The 16,200-nt window shown below is 72.5% G+C and carries 16 protein-coding genes; 9 read left to right on the top strand and 7 right to left on the bottom strand.

The window, feature by feature from the left end:
* Positions 1-4: 4 nt before the first annotated feature.
* The 4 genes from OG386_RS06530 to OG386_RS06515 all read right to left on the bottom strand — a co-directional run bounded on the left by OG386_RS06530 (position 5) and on the right by OG386_RS06515 (position 5,220).
* Complete coding sequence (locus OG386_RS06530) at positions 5-961, bottom strand: helix-turn-helix domain-containing protein (RefSeq protein WP_328787208.1); 957 nt, start codon at positions 959-961, stop codon at positions 5-7.
* A gap of 101 nt (positions 962-1,062) precedes the next feature.
* Positions 1,063-3,831: an AAA family ATPase gene (locus OG386_RS06525; RefSeq protein ID WP_328787207.1), complete on the bottom strand. Its 2,769-nt coding sequence runs from the start codon at positions 3,829-3,831 to the stop codon at positions 1,063-1,065.
* 133 nt (positions 3,832-3,964) lie between these two features.
* Positions 3,965-4,570, bottom strand: coding sequence for a GOLPH3/VPS74 family protein (locus OG386_RS06520; RefSeq protein WP_328787206.1), 606 nt, complete (start codon positions 4,568-4,570; stop codon positions 3,965-3,967).
* A gap of 137 nt (positions 4,571-4,707) precedes the next feature.
* The gene (locus OG386_RS06515) at positions 4,708-5,220 is read right to left on the bottom strand and encodes a Dyp-type peroxidase (protein ID WP_405790005.1); all 513 of its coding nucleotides are present in this window, start codon (positions 5,218-5,220) and stop codon (positions 4,708-4,710) included.
* A 303-nt stretch (positions 5,221-5,523) separates the two neighbouring features.
* Between OG386_RS06515 and OG386_RS06510 the strand changes: the two genes are divergently transcribed.
* The 3 genes from OG386_RS06510 (at position 5,524) to OG386_RS06500 (ending at position 9,175) form a co-directional block, all read left to right on the top strand.
* Complete coding sequence (locus tag OG386_RS06510; protein WP_328787205.1) at positions 5,524-6,621, top strand: alpha/beta hydrolase; 1,098 nt, start codon at positions 5,524-5,526, stop codon at positions 6,619-6,621.
* Positions 6,622-6,741: 120 nt separating this feature from the next.
* Positions 6,742-7,314: a PadR family transcriptional regulator gene (locus tag OG386_RS06505; RefSeq protein WP_328787204.1), complete on the top strand. Its 573-nt coding sequence runs from the start codon at positions 6,742-6,744 to the stop codon at positions 7,312-7,314.
* A gap of 124 nt (positions 7,315-7,438) precedes the next feature.
* On the top strand, positions 7,439-9,175 hold the full coding sequence (locus OG386_RS06500; protein WP_328787203.1) for an acyl-CoA dehydrogenase family protein: 1,737 nt from the start codon (positions 7,439-7,441) through the stop codon (positions 9,173-9,175).
* Between the two features lie 56 nt (positions 9,176-9,231).
* On the opposite strand, the gene OG386_RS06495 is transcribed toward OG386_RS06500, so the two are convergent.
* Positions 9,232-9,963 carry an SDR family oxidoreductase gene (locus OG386_RS06495; RefSeq protein ID WP_328793178.1) on the bottom strand — a complete coding sequence of 244 codons (732 nt, stop codon included), beginning with the start codon at positions 9,961-9,963 and terminating at the stop codon, positions 9,232-9,234.
* A 178-nt stretch (positions 9,964-10,141) separates the two neighbouring features.
* Between OG386_RS06495 and OG386_RS06490 the strand changes: the two genes are divergently transcribed.
* Together OG386_RS06490 and OG386_RS06485 are read left to right on the top strand one after the other, a co-directional pair.
* Positions 10,142-10,750, top strand: a complete 609-nt coding sequence (locus tag OG386_RS06490) for a TetR/AcrR family transcriptional regulator (protein WP_328787202.1) — start codon at positions 10,142-10,144, stop codon at positions 10,748-10,750.
* Between the two features lie 231 nt (positions 10,751-10,981).
* The gene (locus tag OG386_RS06485; protein WP_328787201.1) at positions 10,982-11,206 is read left to right on the top strand and encodes a hypothetical protein; all 225 of its coding nucleotides are present in this window, start codon (positions 10,982-10,984) and stop codon (positions 11,204-11,206) included.
* A gap of 145 nt (positions 11,207-11,351) precedes the next feature.
* Here the strand turns inward: OG386_RS06485 and OG386_RS06480 are convergent, their stop codons facing one another.
* Both OG386_RS06480 and bla read right to left on the bottom strand, forming a co-directional pair.
* Positions 11,352-11,543: a hypothetical protein gene (locus OG386_RS06480; RefSeq protein WP_328787200.1), complete on the bottom strand. Its 192-nt coding sequence runs from the start codon at positions 11,541-11,543 to the stop codon at positions 11,352-11,354.
* A 57-nt stretch (positions 11,544-11,600) separates the two neighbouring features.
* Complete coding sequence (bla, locus tag OG386_RS06475; RefSeq protein ID WP_328787199.1) at positions 11,601-12,500, bottom strand: class A beta-lactamase; 900 nt, start codon at positions 12,498-12,500, stop codon at positions 11,601-11,603.
* Between the two features lie 131 nt (positions 12,501-12,631).
* Between bla and OG386_RS06470 the strand changes: the two genes are divergently transcribed.
* The 4 genes from OG386_RS06470 (at position 12,632) to OG386_RS06455 (ending at position 16,176) form a co-directional block, all read left to right on the top strand.
* On the top strand, positions 12,632-13,252 hold the full coding sequence (locus tag OG386_RS06470) for a TetR/AcrR family transcriptional regulator (protein ID WP_328787198.1): 621 nt from the start codon (positions 12,632-12,634) through the stop codon (positions 13,250-13,252).
* Complete coding sequence (locus tag OG386_RS06465; RefSeq protein ID WP_328787197.1) at positions 13,242-13,859, top strand: hypothetical protein; 618 nt, start codon at positions 13,242-13,244, stop codon at positions 13,857-13,859. The genes OG386_RS06470 and OG386_RS06465 overlap by 11 nt, the downstream gene beginning before the upstream one ends.
* Entirely contained in the window at positions 13,852-14,487 is a 636-nt protein-coding gene (locus OG386_RS06460; protein WP_328787196.1) for a GNAT family N-acetyltransferase, read from the top strand. The genes OG386_RS06465 and OG386_RS06460 overlap by 8 nt, the downstream gene beginning before the upstream one ends.
* Positions 14,488-14,763: 276 nt before the next feature.
* Positions 14,764-16,176, top strand: a complete 1,413-nt coding sequence (locus OG386_RS06455; protein WP_328787195.1) for a family 2B encapsulin nanocompartment shell protein — start codon at positions 14,764-14,766, stop codon at positions 16,174-16,176.
* Positions 16,177-16,200: the final 24 nt, after the last annotated feature.

Below are 16,200 nucleotides of genomic sequence, written 5' to 3'. Positions count from 1 at the left end.
ACGGTCATTCGCCCCGGGCGCCGCACTGCCACTCCCGGGGCGACATGCCGTAGGCGGCGCGGAAGGCCCGGCTGAAGTGGGACGGGTTCGTGAACCCCCAGCGCTGGGCGACCGCGGTGACCGCCGGCGCCGACCCCGTCTGTCGCGACAGGTCGCGCCGGCACCGCGCCAGCCGCTCCTGCCGGATCCAACGGCCCACCGTGGTCCCCTCCGGCTGGAAGAGCTTGTGCAGGTACCGCACCGAGATGTGGTGCGCGGCCGCGATGCGCTCCGGCGACAGGTCGGGATCGGACAGGGACGTGAGGACGTACGCCTTGACGCGCGCCAGCATGCCCCGGGCCGTGTCCGAGGCGTACGGATCCAGCCGCCCCTGCCGCTCGCGCACCAGCACGCACAGCAGGTCCATGGCGGTCATCGCGAGCTGCTGGCCCGTGTACGCGTCGAAGCCGGAGGCCCGTTCGGCCAACCGCCTCAGGAAGCCCGCGACCAGCCCGGAGGTCCCGCGATCGCCGCTGAAGACCGTGCCGGTGACCGCCCGCAGATCCGCCTCCGGCACTCCCAGCCCGCTCTTGGGCACCCGGATCGCCGTGAAGCGGAAGTGGTCCGGCTGCTCCCGCTCGTACGGGCGCCCGGCGTCCGAGCAGGTGAAGGTCCCGGGCCCGACCAGCGCCCGGCGGCCGTCCTGGGTCAGCCGCGCGGTACCCGTGTGCTGGAAGGTGACCGTGAGGAACTCCTCCCCGCCCCGGGAGATCAGCCTCCGGTTGCGCCACACGGTCTGCGGGCCGGCCTGGACCGCCGAGATCTGCAGGGGACCGAGACGTTCGCTGGCGATGCTCCCCGCGGACGGCACGGGTTCGTGCAGGGTGACGTCGAGGGGGATGAAGGTGTCGGACACCACGCTGTTCCAGTAGTCCGCCCGTTCGTGCGGGGACAGCGGCAAAGTGGTGAGTACGACGCTCATGGGAACTCCGAGGGGTGAGGGTTTCTCCTCCACCCAGTCTCGAAACGATCACCGCCGCTGCCATCCGTCACATGACTTGCCCTGTGCCTCTGCCCTGTGCCTCAGTCGGCCGACTCCGGCTCCACCACGTCACGCAGCCGGCCGCGCGAGGTGACGCCCAGCACCGGGAAGGCCTGGTACAGGTGGGTGCCGACGGTACGCGGCGAGAGGAACAGGCGCTCGCCGATCTCCCGGTTGGTCAGGCCCTCGGCCGCCAGCCGGACGATCCGCTGACGCTGCGGCGTCAGGGTACGGAACGCGCTGCGCGGGGCGGATTCGACGGCCACGCCGGCCGCGCGCAGTTCGGCCTGCGCCCGCTCGCTCCAGTGCACCGCCCCCAACCCCTCGAAGATCTCGCGGGCCTTGATCAGGGCCGCCCGGGCCTCGGCGATCCGCCGCTGCCGGCGCAGCCACTCCCCGTACTCCAGCCAGGTCTGGGCGTGTTCGAAGGGCCAGCGGTGGCCGGCCGGGTCCGCCAGCGCGCTCTCGAAGGACGGGCCGGCCCCGGCCGGATCGGCGAGCAGCGCCCGGGCCCGGCCCAGGACCTGCCGCAGTCGGACGGAGCCGCCGCCGGCGACCACGGCGGTGACCTGCTCCAAGGCGGCCGAAGCGTCCTCGGCGCGGCCGATGAGCACGGCGGCCGCCGCGTAGTCGGCGACGGCGTAGCACGACAGGTGGTAGTGCACGGGCGCCCCCTCCCCGTCGAACACGGCGCGGAAGTGCCGGAAGGCCGAGGCGTGGTCACCGAGTGCCGTGGCGGCGAGACCCGCCGCCCGGCGGGCACGGACGACGGCGCCGAGCACCCCGGCCGGTTCCGTGACGGCGAGGGCGGCCGTCGCGTGCCGCACGGCGAGCTCCGGCTCGCCGGTGAGCGCGCACAGGGTGGCCAGGACGGTCAGCGCCCGCGCGGAGCCGTGCGTGTGGACACCGCCGAGGAACCGGCCGGCGAGCCGCTCGACACCGAGCCGGGCGTCCGCCCATCGCCCCCGGTCCAGATTGGCCCAGGCCAGATCGGCGGCGGTCATCCCCGCGTGGAAGGCGTCGGCGTCCTCCCATTGCGGGTTGGCCACCTCACGGAGCAGGCTCACCGCCGTCTCGGTCTCGTCGAGGATCATGCAGAGCACGCCGAGCGTGTGGTTCTCGGTGGGCGCGCGGCCCGGCGCGGAGGTGACGGCGGGCAGGTGGGAGCGGACCAGGTCGCCCTTGCCGAAGGGGTCCGTGACACCGGCGTCCCAGAGGTGGAAGGGATGCGGCGGCGTCGGATCCGTCAGGTCGCGGCCGGCCAGCAGCCGCAGCACGCGCTCGCGCTGGACCGGACTGCCCGAGTGGTAGGCGATCCCGGTGAGGATCGTGGAACTGCCCTCGTCGAGCTGCGCCACGTCGGGCAGGGTGTCGGGGGCGATCAGGGCGAACGCCCGCTCCATCCGCATCATCAGCATCTCCACCAGGGCGGTGAGCGCCGATATCCAGGGCGTCGCCGCCGGGTCCTCGTTGACCGAGGCGGCCTTCCCCGCGAGTTCCTCCGCCCGGTCGATGTCGCCGGTCAGGATGCCCGCGTACGCCGCCGTCGTCAGCAGCCGGGTCTGCTCGGCAGGGTTGGTGTTCAGCTGCGCCGACCGTTCCAGACCGGCCAGGGCCTCGGCGAGGGCGCCGCGGCTGAACGCCCGCATGGCGGTGGCCTCCAGCGCGGCGGACACCGCCGCGTCGGGTTCCACCGTAGCGGCCGACAACTGCCAGGCCCGCCGGTCGGGATCGCCGTCGAGCGAGGCCGCCAGCGCCAGGTGGGTCCGCCGGCGCTCGGCGAACGGGGCGGCCCCGTAGATCGCGGAGCGGACCAGGGGATGCCGGAAGTCGATGCGGTCGCTGTGCAGCCGGACGAGCCCCGCACGCTCCGCAGGCAGCCAGACGTCCATGTCCGTGCCCGGCGGCAGGGCGGCCAGCACACCGGCCGGCCCGACGCCCTCGGCCGCCGCCGCGACCAGCAGCGCGGCCCGCGTCGCCGCGGGCAGCTCGTCCACCTGGGCGGCGAAGGTCCGCTCCAGGAGATCGGTGACCGGGAGGTGACCGGCCGCGTGGAGCACGGCCGCGTGCAGTCCGGCCGTCCGGAGCCCGACCGTCTGCGGCCCGTCCGCCCGGAGCGCGCCGTCGCGGGCCGCCGCGCGCGAAAGCTCCACCAGGGCCAGCGGGTTGCCCGCGGCGGTCTCCAGCACACGGCGCCGGGCGGCCCCCAGGGGCGGATCGGGCTGCGCGCCGATCAGCTCCTCGGCCTCGGCCGGCGACAGCGCGGGCACCACCAGCTCCGGGACCGACCGGTCCAGCCACTCCGGTCGGTGCGTGCCGCGCGAGGCGACGAGCAGCCCGATGGGCTCGCCCGCGAGACGTCGGGCGAGGAACCCCAGTACCTGGCAGCTCCCGCGGTCGATCCACTGGGCGTCGTCGACGGCGAGCAGCACCCGCCCGGCCGAGGCGACGTGCGAGACCAGGGTCAGTACGGCCAGGCTCATCATCATGGGGTCGGGCGGGGCCGGGTCGTCGCCCAGGCCGAAGGCCGCCATCAGGGCTCCGCGCTGACGGACCGGCAGGTCGTCGGCCCGGTCCAGCACGGGCAGCAGCAACTGGTGCAGCCCCGCGAAGGCCAGCTCGGTCTCCGCCGCGTTGCCGCGGACGCGCAGCACCCGGGTCCCCGCCGTCAGCGCGTCGTCGACGGTCGTGTCCAACAGCAGGGTCTTGCCGACCCCGGGCTCACCGAGCAGCAGCAGCGACGCGGTGGCCGCCTGCGGTGACAACGCGGTGGCGATGGTCGCCCGTTCTTCCTGACGCCCGATCAACACGCTTATTCCGAACCTTCTCAACAGGAGGACATCCGCCGTTCGTACACAGGGGCGGACGGCACTCCGGCGAGCATAGTCCGGCCGCACCACGGTTCTGACCGGGCGTAACGCACGTCACGGACGCTCGCGAGCCTCAGGGGCCGCGCCAGATGTTGGCGAACGCCGCGTTCTCGATGGTCCGCCGCTGGCGTACGGCCTCCAGCTCCATCACCGCGTCGTTGACGACGGCCAGGACGATCGTCACCGCCTCGTCCCCCGGGCGCGGTTCGGCCTCGGGGTCGCCGCTGCCGATGCCCACGACCGAGGCGAGGGCGGCGAGGACGGGCTCGTCCTCCTCCTGGCGGCCCAGTGCCCGCCGGCGGGCGGGCGTATCGGCCAGTTCCAGGCGGTCGGTTCCGAAGGGCAGCAGGCCGCGCCGTCCCCGCGTCAGCTCACCGGCCTCCTCCAGAGCGGCCTGGTACGCCGCGGACAGATCACGGCCGCGGCGCCACAGCCAGTCGTCGACCCGCTCGTACGGCACCTGGCGGGTGAGCGCCGATGCGGCCTCGGTCAGCAGGGGGTCGTGCAGTTCCTGCTCCCCGCCGGGCACGATGCGGTCGCCGTCCAGGGCGGCGGCCTGCGCGTCGAGGAGGTCGATCAGCTCGGCTCCCGCCAGGGCGAGCGACAGGTCGCCCTGCCCGACGGAACGGTCCGGCGGCGGGTCCATCGCGATGATGAACAGGTCTTTCGCCGTGCTCATGAACGGCTCCCCTCGCAGGCGGTCGGAAGGCGCGGTTACCGGCGGGGCCAGCCGGCCGGAGGGACCGGCTGATCACCTACCTATGGTCGCACCAACGCCCGCGACGGCCGACTGGTTCCCGGATCCACCCGGTAGGCCTACTCGTCCAGCAGGGCCTGGCCGACGTAGCCGCCCGGGCGGACGCCGCCGGGGACCACGAACAGCGACGACGCCTCGTGGACCAGGTAGCGGCCGAGTGCGTCGCCGCGGGCGAGGCGCTGCTGGACGGGGACGAATCCGGTGCGGGGGTCGGACTGCCAGGCGACGAAGAGCATCCCGGCGTCCGGCGTGCCGTCCGGGCGCAGGCCGTCGTAGTACGACCAGCCGCGGCGCAGCATGGTCGCGCCGCCGTTGGTGGCGGGTGCGGCCAGCCGGACGTGTGCGTTGTGCGCGATCACCGGGACGCCGTCGGGGCGGTTGGCCGCCAGGTCGGGGGCGGTGTGTTCGCCGGCGCCGGTGAGCGGGGAGCCGTCGGCGGCGCGGCGTCCGACGGCCTGTTCCCGGTGCTCCAGGGGAAGGGTGTCCCAGTGGTCGAGGAGCATCCGGATCCGGCGGACCACCACGTACGAGCCGCCCACCAGCCACGGCGGCGCACCGGTGGCATTGCACAAAGGGGAGTCGAGTCGGTTGCGCCCCTTTCGTAGTCCCGTCCGGTCGACTCCCGGCCCAGGACGCTGCTTCACTGGCTTCGCCCGAGGTCGGGTGCTGGATCCCGCCGTTCCGGGCCGACACCCGGGTGCCGGCGCCGCACCCGGCCCCCGGGTGCCCGGACCGCACCACCCCTTTGCCCGAAACCGTCCCCTCCGTGAGGGAACGCGGTGTCCGCTGCGTCCCTCTTGCCGGGTGCGCTACCCACTGGTAGCGCTCCGGGCCCGAGCGTCCGGACGGGGACGGCGCAGAGGGTTCACTGATTCATGGGTCTGACGAGTGGCACGCTCATGGCGAGCGTCGCATTGTGCACGGCGCTGCTGTTCGCCCTCACGGTATGGCTGTGGCCCCGGCTCGGACGCCCGGGCGCCCGGCGGGTGCTGGGGCGCGTCGGGCTGCTCGTGCTCGTGCAGCTGTCGGTCCTCGCCTCGGTCGGCGCCGCGGCCAACCGCACCTTCCTCCTCTACGACTCCTGGGCCGACCTCGCCGGTACGAAGCAGCACGCCCCGGCCGTCCCGGGCGGCGCCGCCGTGGAGGTGCTGGGCCGACAGGCCCCGGAGGTGCCCGGCGGCCGGAACCCGCAGGTGGGCGGAGTGATCGAGAAGGTGACGATCCACGGCGAGCGGTCCCGGGCCGCCGCCGAGGCCTACGTGTACCTGCCGCCGGAGTACTTCGACAAGAGTGACGGGCAGCGCAGGTTCCCGGCCGCCGTCGTCCTCACCGGCTACCCGGGCATGGCCGAGAACCTCATCAAGAAGCTGCACTACCCGAGGCTGGCGTGGAGCCTGGCGAAGCAGAAGCGCATGCAACCGATGATCCTGGTGATGATGCGACCCACCATCGCCGCGCCCAACACCCAGTGCATCGACGTGCCCGGGGGCCCGCAGAGCGAGGCCTTCTTCGGCGCTGACGTCGTCAAGGCGGTCTCCGGCACGTACCGCGTGGGCACCTCGCCGCGGAGCTGGGGCATCATCGGCGACTCCACCGGGGGCTACTGCGCCCTGAAGATGGCGGTGCAGCACCCGGAGGCGTACGAGGTCGGCGTGGGCCTGTCGGCGGAGTACCGGCCCGAGATCGACAAGGACTCGGGCGACCTGTTCAAGGGGAACAAGGACGAGGAGAAGCGGTCCGACCTGCTGTGGCACCTGGACCACCTGCCGCAGGGGAACTCCTCGTTCCTGGTGACCTCCTCGCTGCGGGGCGAGCCGAACTACGGCGAGACGCAGGAGTTCATCCGCAAGGTGAAGGCGCCCGCCCACGTCTCGTCGATCATTCTCGACAGCGGTGGCCACAGCTTCAACACCTGGCTGCGGGAGATCCCGCCGGCGCTCGTCTGGACGGGCGCGCGGCTCACCGCCGAATGAGCCGGCGGCATCCGACGGCATCCGGCGGCGTTCGGTGGCGTCCTCCACGCCCGGGTGAGCCGCGTCTCACCTGACCCCTGCCGCTTGTCTATGCAACGAGTTGCATAGAAAGATCGGGGCATGGCGCTCGACCACGCGATCCTCGTCTCCCTGCTGGAGAAGCCGGGCTCCGGCTACGAGCTGGCCCGCCGGTTCGACCGGTCCATCGGCTACTTCTGGACCGCCACCCACCAGCAGATCTACCGGGTTCTGGCACGCATGGAGGGCAACGGGCTGCTCGCCGTCCGCGCGGTCCCGCAGCAGGGCCGGCCGGACAAGAAGGAGTACTCCGTCGCCGGCCCCGGCCGCACCGCCCTCGCCGAGTGGCTGCACGAGCCGATCGAGCCCGAGAGCCTCCGCCACGACCTCGCCGTCAAGATCCGCGGCGCGGCCTTCGACGACCCGGCCGCACTGATCCACGAGGTCGAGCGGCACCACCGGGCACACAGCGACCGACTGGCCCGCTACCTCGCCGGTGAACTGCGCGACTTCACCGGGCCGGACGCCCCCGCACCGCTCGACGCCGGTCAGGAGCTCCAGCACGTCGTGCTGCGCGGCGGCATCGCGTTCGAGCGGATGACGATCGCGTGGCTCGACGACGTCCTCGCCACCCTCCACCGGCTCGGCGGGCCCCCGCCGACCGCCACCGCCTGAACCTCGTCGCGCCGCGGCAGCCGCACCGCCCGCGGCCCCGCCGCACGGCCCCGCCCCCCCCATGCAGTCGCCCGGCCCCTTCTCCCCTCCCCCCCTCCGTCAACCCCTCGGAAGGTGAACCTCCATGGCAGACGCCCTGCTCTTCAACCCGCACACGTACGACCCGGCGCACTTCGACCCCGAGACCCGCAGGCTGCTGCGCGCCACCGTCGACTGGTTCGAGAGCCGCGGCAAGCGCCGGCTGATCGAGGACTACCGCTCCCGCGCCTGGCTCGCCGACTTCCTCGCCTTCTCCGCGAAGGAGGGCCTCTTCGCGACCTTCCTGACCCCGGCCACCGAGGCCGGCGAGGGGGAGTCCGACCAGCGCTGGGACACGGCACGGATCGCCGCCCTGAACGAGATCTTCGGCTTCTACGGCCTCGACTACTGGTACGCCTGGCAGGTCACCATCCTCGGCCTCGGCCCGGTCTGGCAGAGCGACAACGCCGACGCCCGCGCCCGCGCCGCCCAGCTCCTCGCCGAGGGCGAGGTGTTCGCCTTCGGCCTGTCCGAGAAGACCCACGGCGCCGACATCTACTCCACCGACATGCTGCTGCGGCCGGACGCCGACGAAGCCGGTGCCGGCGGCTTCCGCGCGAGCGGATCCAAGTACTACATCGGCAACGGCAACGCCGCCGGCCTCGTCTCCGTCTTCGGCCGCCGCACCGACATAGAGGGCCCCGACGGCTACGTCTTCTTCGCCGCCGACAGCCGCCACCCCGCGTACCACCTGGTGAAGAACGTCGTCGACTCCTCCAAGTACGTCAGCGAGTTCCGCCTCGACGACTACCCGGTCCGCGCCGAGGACGTCCTGCACACCGGCAAGGCCGCCTTCGACGCCGCCCTGAACACCGTCAACGTCGGCAAGTTCAACCTCTGCACCGCCTCCATCGGCATCTGCGAGCACGCGATGTACGAGGCCGTGACCCACGCGCACAACCGGGTCCTCTACGGGCGCCCCGTCACCGCCTTCCCGCACGTGCGCCGGGAGCTGGCCGACGCGTACGTCCGCCTGGTCGGGATGAAGCTCTTCAGCGACCGCGCCGTCGACTACTTCCGCTCCGCCGGCCCGGACGACCGCCGCTACCTCCTCTTCAACCCGATGACGAAGATGAAGGTGACCACGGAGGGCGAGAAGGTCATCGACCTGATGTGGGACGTCATCGCCGCCAAGGGCTTCGAGAAGGACAACTACTTCGCGCAGGCGGCCATCGAGATCCGCGGACTGCCCAAGCTGGAGGGCACGGTCCACGTCAACCTCGCCCTGATCCTCAAGTTCATGCGCAACCACCTGCTGAACCCGGCCGAGTACCCGGCCGTGCCCACCCGGCTCGACGCGGCCGACGACGCCTTCCTCTTCCAGCAGGGGCCGGCCCGGGGCCTGGGCTCCGTACGGTTCCACGACTGGCGGACCGCCTACGACGCGTACGCCGACGTGCCGAACGTGGCCCGGTTCCGCGAGCAGGCCGACGCGCTCTGCGCGTTCGTGGCCACCGTCGCCCCGGACGAGGAGCAGAGCCGCGACCTCGACTTCCTCCTCTCCGTGGGCCAGCTCTTCGCGTTGGTCGTGTACGGACAGCTGATCCTGGAGCAGGCCCGCCTGACGGACCTGGACGGGTCGGTGCTCGACGAGCTGTTCTCCGTCCTGGTGCGCGACTTCTCCGGCCATGCGGTCGAGCTGTACGGCAAGGACTCCGCGACGGCGGCCCAGCAGGAATGGGCGCTGGGCGCGGTCCGGCGTCCCGTCGTCGACGAGGAGCGGGCGGCGCGCGTCTGGGCGCGGGTCGAGGCGCTGTCCGGCACGTACGAGATGGCCCCGTAGGAACACGGCCCCCGGGGACCGGCACGGCCCGCCGCGGCCGGAGCCGGTCCCTCCGCTCAGGCCTGCGCGGTGGGGCGCACGACGATGTCGCCCACGTCGACACCGTCCGGCTGCTCGACGGCGAAGGCGACGGCCCGTGCCACCGCGTCCGGCGACAGCGCGGTCTCCATCATCCGGTCGATCCGGGCCCGGGCCTCCGGTCCCATGCGCTCCGTGAAGTCCGTGCGGACGGCCCCGGGCGACACGACGGTCACGCGCAGGCTGTCCCCGGCCTCCTGGCGCAGGCCCTCGGAGATCGTGCGCACGGCGTTCTTGGTGCCCGCGTACACCGACTGGAGCGGCACGACGCGCAGACCGGCGGTGGACACGATGTTGACGAAGTGTCCGCAGCCCTGCTCCCGGAAGAGGGGGAGCGCCGCGGCGATCCCGTAGAGGACGCCCTTGAGGTTGACGTCGATCATCTCCTCCCATTCGTCGACGCGCAGTTCGTCGAGCGGGGAGATGAGTCCGACCCCGGCGTTGCTGACGAGTACGTCGAGCCTGCCGTAACGCTCTCGGGCCAGGCCGACGAGGCCGTCCACGTCGCCGCGTCGCGTCACGTCCGTACGGATCCATGCGGCTTGACCACCGGCCCGCTCGATCCGCGCGGCCAGCGCCCGGAGGCGTTCGGTGCGTCGTGCGCCGAGGACCACCTTCGCGCCCCGCTCGGCGAGCAGGAGGGCGGTCGCCTCGCCGATGCCGCTGCCGGCGCCGGTGATGGCGACGACCTTTCCCGCAATTCCAGTGATTCCCGCGATCCCCGCGAGTTCCGCAGTTCCCGACATGACGGGCCGTCCCTTCGGAAGTGGAAGAAGAGGAAGGGCAGGCCGAGGGCATGCCCTAGAGTGAAAGTGGAGGCGCCGCCACTTCAGCTCACACTAAGTGGAGGCTCCTCCACTTAGCAAGTGAGGAACGAGGGAGCAGCTGATGGCCGCAGATGCAGGACGCCCGCTGAGGGCCGACGCGCAGCGCAACCGGGACAAGATCCTGGCTGCCGCGGTGCGCGTGTTCACCGAGCAGGGGCTGGAGGCGCACTTCGAGCGCATCGCCAAGGAAGCCGGTGTGGGCACGGGCACCCTCTACCGCAACTTCCCCACCCGGGAAGCACTGATCGAGGCGGCCTACCGCAACGAGGTCGCGCGCCTGTGCGACTCCGTCCCCACCCTCCTGGAGACCCTGCCGCCGTACGAGGCCCTGCGCGCCTGGACGCGCCGCTTCATCGACTACGCCACCGCCAAGATGGGCATGGCCGACGCGATGCGCGCCGTCCTCGCGGCGGGTACCAACCCCTACGCCGACAGCCGCCGGATGATCCAGGAAGCCCTCACGTCCCTCATGGAGGCCTGCGCCGCGGCGGGTGCGATCAGGTCCGACATCAGCTCGACCGACATGTTCGCCGCCCTGGCCGGCATCGCCCTCACCTCGGCCGGCCCCGAGCAGCGGGCCCAGGCCGAACGCCTCCTGGACCTCAACCTGGACGGACTGCGCCTCCCGCTGGTGCAGGGGCGCGCGGGAGGCGCCGGAGGGCTGTCCTGAGAGACCGTCGGCCTCGGCGTCGCGCGCCGGGGGAAGGAGTGCCGCCGGCACCGGGTGGCCCGCGACGACGAGGAGGAGTCTTCGTGCAGCCGCCGTGGCCGTACAGCCGCCCCGCCGAGACCAGGCTTGCCGCGATGCTCGGTGGGCTGATCCGCAATCGCGGCTTCGGGATCCGCGAACTGCCCTTCATGGGACTGTCCTTCAGCACGCTGAACGGGATGGTGTGGCGCTGTGAACCGGGTCCGTACCGCCGGCAAGCGCTATCCGCGGTGGCAGGTCCACTGGGCTGGACCCTGCCACCACCTCGGGCGGGTCTACGCAGCGGCCGTCCCCTTGACCACCGCACAGCTGATCGCGAGCGTGGAGGAGGCGGATCGACTGAACGTGCGTGAGGCCCACGGCGCATGGCAGCCCGTCTCGCAGGGCTTTGCCGAGGAGTGCCCGGACTCCCCCTGAGCGGAGGGACTGCCCCGGTGCCATCCGGTAGGGCGGGCCGCCCCCCCGGGAGGCGGGCACGATCAAGGCTTCTGGCCCGGGCGGCCGCTGGACTCGAGAGCGAGGCCGGACGGCCAAGGTAGCGGCCGGTGTCGTGGTACTGCTCCTACCGGTACCGGACGGCACGCAGATCGGTGGAGCGCCCGTCGCGGCGGCATTCCTCCTCGGGCCGGCCGGGCTGCCCGGCCCAGTTCCCGGGCGCATCGCCGTAGGCGGAGGCCAGTTCACGGTGCGGTGACTGGTCGATCCCGTGGCGGCGGTCGACCTCGGCCAGGGGGTGTGCACCCGCGTGGCGCACACCCCCTGCCGGTTCACCCTACCGACGGAGACCGAGACGGAGACGGGGACGAAGGGCTCAGGCGAGCGTGTCCGCCAGCAGCTTCGCGGTCCTGGCGATCAGCGTGTTGTCGCGCGGCGCCGTCGCCTCCGGCATGGTCGAGAGGATCGCCAGGACCAGGGGCGGGCGCCCCGGGGGCCAGGCGATGCCGACGTTGTTGTTGGTCCCGTACGAACCGGCGCCCGTCTTGTCCCCGACGGCCCAGTCCTTCGGCAGGCCGGCCCGGAGGCGATCGCCGCTGGTGGTGTTCGACAACAGCCAGCGGTTCAGCTGCTCCCGGTCCCCGGAGTCCAGCGCGTCGCCGAGCGAGAGGCGGGCGTACGTCCGCCCGATCGCGCGGGGGCTGGTCGTGTCCGTCTCCCGCCACGGCTCGGCCGTGTTCAGCTCGGGCTCCCACCGGTCGAGCCGGGTCGTACGGTCCCCCAGCGAGCGGCAGAAGCGGGTGATCGTGGTGGGGCCGCCGAGCTCGCGCAGCAGCAGGTTGGCGGCCGCGTTGTCGCTCTGGGCGATGGCGGCCGAGCAGAGTTCCGCCACGGTCAGGCCGCCCGCGACGTTCTCGGGCCGCTCCGTGACCGATCCGCCGCCCGCGTCCGTGACGTCCTGGAGCGTGTAGTGGATGCGCCGGGCGAGACGGGTGCCGTCGTGGTCGAGGTCCCGCAGCACGGCCGCGGCCGCCAGCGTCTTGAACACCGAGCACATGGGGAACGGTTCGTCGGCCCGGTGGACCACGGTCCGGCCGGTGGCGGTGTCCAGCGCGTACACCCCCAGCCGCGCCCCGTACTCGCGTTCCAGCGCGCGCAGCCCCGCCACCGGTGAGGCGGCGCGGGCCGTGCTCACCGGCAGCGCGGCGGCCAGGGCCACCCCCGCTCCCACGGTCAGCAGGGCGCGTCGGGACGTTGATGTGTCCGGGGTCCTCACGTCAGGTTCTCCTCTTCCTCGCCGGCCATATGCCCTCGAAGACGCCGAACATGATCAATTCGGTTCCCTCGTCACCGATTTCCCGACGGGGTGTACTAGTAGTACACCCCACTGGTGTGTACCGTAAGTACATGACTCCGCTCCCTCGATTCCACCGCCTGCCGGCCGAGCGACAGGAGGCGATCCTCGCCGTCGCCCGCGCACACTTCGCCGAGCACGGCCCCGCGTCCGCCTCGTACAACAAGATCATTGAGGCGGCCGGCTTCTCGAAGACCGCCGCCTACCAGTACTTCGACGGCCGGGAGGACCTACTCGCGGCCGCCCTCGACGACGTGCTCGACCGCCTCCTCGGTGTGCTCGGGCCATGGACCCCGGCCCGCGACGAGGCCGACTTCTGGGCCCGGCTGGAAGCCGGATCGCACGCCCTGGTCACCCACTTGCGCGCCCACCCGGACGACCTGGCCCTCGCCGACGCCGCCGTCGGTCGGGCTCGGGGCGAGGTCTGGCTCGGCTGGTTCGGGGCCGTGGTCGTGGACGGACAGCGCCTCGGCTTCATCCGGACGGACGTGGACGCGGCCCTGCTGGCCGGCGCGACCGCGGCCGTGATGCGGGCGGCCGACGCATGGGCGCTCACCGCACTGCGCGCGGCGCAACCGACGGAACCCGCGGCGCCGCGGGGCGAGCAGGTCTGGAGCCTGCTGCGGGGGCTGTGGAACGGTGGCACGGACGGAGGGGCGGGGCGTGCGCACTGATCTGGAGATCCACTGGGAGATACCGCCCACCTCCCCGGGGCCGCTTGGCCGCCTGGAACGGTTCATGGGGCCGGGCAAGTCCCGCTCCGAATCGACGGTGGAGATCCTCGGTGCGGGCGGGTGTGCGGTGCTGCTCGCGGCCGGTGTGTGGTCGTCGGGGATCCACCGCGACTGGAACGGCCTCCAGTGGACCGTGGTGGTGCTGATCGGCCTCGATCTGCTCGGGGGGATCCTCACCAACGCGACGAACTCCGCCAAGCGCTGGTACCACCGCCAGGACCCCGGGGCCCGGCGCGCCCGCCTGCTCTTCGTCGGCGCGCACGTGCTCCACCTCGCCGCGATGGGCCTGCTGGTGCTCGGCGGGGACCGCGACTGGACGCTGGGGAACACGGCGCTGCTGCTCTGCGCCGCAGTGGTCGTGGAGTTCGCGCCCGTCCATCTCAAGCGCCCGGCGGCCATGGCCTGTTACTCCGCGGTCGTGGTGGTCAACCTGTTCTGGCTGCCCGTGCCCGTCGCCCTCGCCTGGTTCGCACCGCTCTTCTTCCTGAAGCTCCTGGTGTGCCACCTCGTACCGGAGGCGCCGCTGGAACGGCGGCGCGATGTCTGAGCCCGACGCGGGTGCCGGTCCCGGTCCCGGCCGCCCGGACCGTGACGACGCCCCGCCGCCCGCGCGGTGCGCGCCCGTGCTCGCCGCCGCCTTCGTCCGCGAACCCGCCATGACCTGGATCGCGGGCGGATCGGACCGCGTACGGCGGGCGTGGTTCAGCGCCACGCTGCGTACGCACGCCACGCTGCCCGGAGCCCGCCGCCACCTGCTGGCCGACGGCACCGGGCGGCCCGTCGCGGCTGCCGTCCTCACCCCGCCGGCCGCCGTCCCCTCGGGTACGGCCCGGGCGGCATGGGCGGCCCGCACCCTGGTGGGCTGCGGCCCGCGCGCTCTGGTGCGGACGCTGCGCTACCTGCACGCCGCCGAGGCCGGGATCCCGGCCGGGGCCTGGACCCTCGAGTTCATCGGCGTGGAGCCCGAGGCGGCCGGGCGGGGCGCCGGAGGGCGGCTCCTCGGCCACCTGCTCGCCGCGACCCCCGCGCCCGGCGGCGTCTTCCTCACCACCGCCGACGAAGCGAACGTCCGGCTCTATCGCCGCTTCGGCTTCACCGTCCTGCGGCGCCTCACGGTGGGCCCGCTGGAGGTGACGGCGATGTGGCGGCCGGCCGCCCGAACGGACTCGCGCTAGCAGATCAAGGCGGCCCCACGAGGTGATCGCCGCGCCGCTTTTCGGCCGTGTTCGTGAACAAGGCCGAATATCGTCAATAACCCCGGCAAACCACCTGCGGTGCAAGACCACTGCATCGAGGTAACGCCAACGGTTTTCAGGCTCAAGACGGGTGTACCGGCCGTTAGTGTTCCCCCGGATCTGGACGGATTCCCGGATAATTCGCCCCCTTTTTCCTCGTTCCTCGGTGACGCGCGCATCCGCCGATCACCACCCTTACGAAGGAGAGCTCGCCCGATGACCGTTGACACCAGCCCGGAAGCCCAGCTGGAGCCGCCGCGGCAGTCCAGCCTGAGCACGGCGGCCGCCCGCAACCTTGCCAGCACGACCAAGTCCGCCCCGCAGATGCAGGAGATCACCTCCCGCTGGCTGCTGCGGATGCTCCCCTGGGTGGAGACCAAGGGCGGCACCTACCGGGTCAACCGCCGGCTGACGTACACCGTGGGCGACGGCACCATCGAGTTCGTCCAGGACGGCGCGAACGTCCGGGTGATCCCGCGCGAGCTCGGCGAACTGGCCCTGCTGCGCGGCTTCGAGGACGACGAGGTGCTGACCGCGATCGCGGGTCGGTGCGTCCAGCGCGACTTCCGGGCCGGTGAGGTGATCGTCGAGCGCGGTACCCCCGCCGACCAGATCCACCTGATCGCCCACGGCCGGATCAGCCAGACCTCCGTCGGCAAGTACGGCGACGACGTGGCGGTCGCCGTGCTCGCCGACGGCGACCGGTTCGGTGAGAACGCCCTGCTGGACGCGGACGCCACCTGGGACTACACGGCCACCGCCGAGACCCCCGGCATCCTGCTCACCCTCTCCCGCGGCGACTTCGCCTCCGTGCTCGCCGCGGCGCCGCAACTCCAGGACCACATCAACCGGTTCAGCTCGCTCCCGCACCAGCGCCAGAACCGGCACGGCGAGGCCGAGATCGCGATGTCCGCCGGCCACACCGGCGAGGCCGACCTGCCCGGCGCCTTCGTCGACTACGAACTCAAGCCCCGCGAGTACGAACTCTCCATCGCGCAGACCGTGCTGCGGATCCACACCAGGGTCGCCGACCTCTACAACGGGCCGCACAACCAGACCGAGGAACAGCTCAGGCTCACCATCGAGGCGCTGCGCGAGCGCCAGGAGCACGAGCTGATCAACAACCGGGACTTCGGTCTGCTCCACAACGCCGCCTTCAAGCAGCGGATCCAGACCCACTCCGGCCCGCCGACCCCGGACGACCTCGACGAGCTGCTCTGCCGCCGCCGCGGCTCCAAGTTCTTCCTCGCCCACCCCCGGACGATCGCCGCGATCGGGCGCGAGTTCAACGCCCGCGGGCTCTACCCGGACCACGTCGACGTCGGCGGGCAGTCGGTGCCGGCTTGGCGCGGGGTCCCGATCCTGCCCTGCAACAAGATCCCGATCAGCAAGGAGAACACCAGCTCGGTGCTCGTCATGCGAACCGGCGAGGACAACCAGGGCGTCATCGGTCTGCGCCAGACCGGCCTGCCGGAGGAGTACGAGCCGGGCCTCTCGGTGCGCTTCATGGGGATCAGCGAGCAGGCGATCATCTCCTACCTGGTCACCACCTACTTCTCCGCCGCGATCCTGGTGCCCGACGCGCTCGGTGTGCTGGAGAACGTGCAGATCGCCCGCAGGCGGGACTAAGAGGACCTGCCCGACGGCCGCGAC

Source organism: Streptomyces sp. NBC_00273, from assembly GCF_036178145.1.
GTDB lineage: Bacteria > Actinomycetota > Actinomycetes > Streptomycetales > Streptomycetaceae > Streptomyces.
Note: the sequence above shows the minus strand (reverse complement) of the source record. Positions and strands in the feature narration are given on the sequence as shown.

Bases quoted from the DNA above. Each gene is read 5' to 3' on its own strand.
- OG386_RS06460 (WP_328787196.1), top strand. From the start codon at position 13,852: ATGTCTGAGCCCGACGCGGGTGCCGGTCCCGGTCCCGGCCGCCCGGAC.
- OG386_RS06470 (WP_328787198.1), top strand. From the start codon at position 12,632: ATGACTCCGCTCCCTCGATTCCACCGCCTGCCGGCCGAGCGACAGGAG.
- OG386_RS06530 (WP_328787208.1), bottom strand. From the start codon at position 961: ATGAGCGTCGTACTCACCACTTTGCCGCTGTCCCCGCACGAACGGGCG.
- OG386_RS06505 (WP_328787204.1), top strand. From the start codon at position 6,742: ATGGCGCTCGACCACGCGATCCTCGTCTCCCTGCTGGAGAAGCCGGGC.
- OG386_RS06490 (WP_328787202.1), top strand. From the start codon at position 10,142: ATGGCCGCAGATGCAGGACGCCCGCTGAGGGCCGACGCGCAGCGCAAC.
- OG386_RS06510 (WP_328787205.1), top strand. From the start codon at position 5,524: ATGGGTCTGACGAGTGGCACGCTCATGGCGAGCGTCGCATTGTGCACG.
- OG386_RS06455 (WP_328787195.1), top strand. From the start codon at position 14,764: ATGACCGTTGACACCAGCCCGGAAGCCCAGCTGGAGCCGCCGCGGCAG.
- OG386_RS06520 (WP_328787206.1), bottom strand. From the start codon at position 4,570: ATGAGCACGGCGAAAGACCTGTTCATCATCGCGATGGACCCGCCGCCG.
- OG386_RS06500 (WP_328787203.1), top strand. From the start codon at position 7,439: ATGGCAGACGCCCTGCTCTTCAACCCGCACACGTACGACCCGGCGCAC.